Genomic DNA, 1,295 nt, shown 5'->3' on the forward strand with positions numbered 1-1,295 from the left:
ATGCCGCCTTGCCGCGCCACGCCGCGCGCGGCGCGCTGGCCACGCCCGGGCTGGTGGACTGCCACACCCACCTCGTCTACGGCGGGCAGCGCGCCAACGAGTTCGCCATGCGGCTGGCCGGCGCCTCGTACGAGGAAGTCGCCCGGGCCGGCGGCGGCATCGTCGCCTCGGTGCGGGCCACGCGCGAGGCCAGCGAAGACGAATTGTTCGACCTCGCCCTGCCGCGCCTGTCGGCGCTGCTCGACGAAGGCGTGTGCGCCATCGAAATCAAGTCCGGCTACGGCCTGGCGACCGCGCACGAGCGCAAGCAGCTGCGCGCGGCCCGGCGCCTGGGCGAGGCCACCGGCACCACGGTGCGCACCACGTTCCTGGGCGCGCACGCGCTGCCGCCCGAATACGCCGGCCGCAGCCAGGACTACATCGACCACGTGTGCCAGGAGATGCTGCCCGCGCTCGCGGCGGAAGGGCTGGTCGATGCGGTGGATGTGTTCTGCGAGCGCATCGCCTTCACGCTGGCCGAGACCGAGCAGGTCTTTCAGGCGGCGCAGCGGCTGGGCCTGCCGGTCAAGCTGCATGCCGAGCAGCTCTCCGACATGGGCGGTGCGGCGCTCGCCGCGCGCTATGGCGCCTTGTCGTGCGACCACATCGAGCACCTGTCCGCCGAGGGCATCGCCGCCATGCGGGCCGCCGGCACGGTGGCCGTGCTGCTGCCGGGCGCCTACTACACCCTGCGCGACACGCACCTGCCACCCATCGCGCTGCTGCGCGAGGCCGGCGTGCCCATGGCCGTCTCCACCGACCACAACCCCGGCACCTCGCCCGCTTTGAGCCTGCTGCTCATGGCCAACATGGCGTGCACGCTGTTTCGCCTGACCGTGCCCGAGGCGCTGGCCGGCATCACCACCCATGCCGCGCGCGCGCTGGGGCTGCAGGATTCGCACGGACTGATTGCCGCGGGGCGGCCGGCGAACTTCGTGCTGTGGCCCTTCAAGGAGGCCGCGGAGCTGGCCTACTGGTTCGGGCACAAGCCGGCGCACACCATCGTGCGGCAGGGGCGCATCGCCCGGGCGGCGGCTTGATGCACCGGTGGCCCCAATCCTTTTTCTCTTTTCCCATCTGCCCCGAGGCCATTGACTGATGCGCACCACCGTTCCATCCCCGCCTGCCGAGTCCTCTGCGCCGCGGACGCCTCCCGCTGGCGCCCTGTTCGCGCAGGACGCCTTGTTGCCCGGCGGCTGGGCGCGCGACGTGCTGCTGCAGTGGGATGCCGCGGGCCGGCTCACCGCGGTGGCGCC

Annotated in this window: 2 protein-coding genes; both read left to right on the forward strand. The window is 72.7% G+C overall.

Translation table 11 applies throughout. From position 1 onward, the window contains the following. Positions 1 to 1,079: imidazolonepropionase (gene hutI, locus AC27IO_RS24330; protein WP_498741228.1), on the forward strand; the 1,079-nt coding region annotated here is incomplete at its 5' end. A 58-nt stretch (positions 1,080 to 1,137) separates the two neighbouring features. After that, positions 1,138 to 1,295: hypothetical protein (locus AC27IO_RS24335; protein ID WP_498741229.1), on the forward strand; the 158-nt coding region annotated here is incomplete at its 3' end.

The sequence above is a fragment of the Acidovorax sp. KNOB132 genome (genome assembly GCF_057541515.1).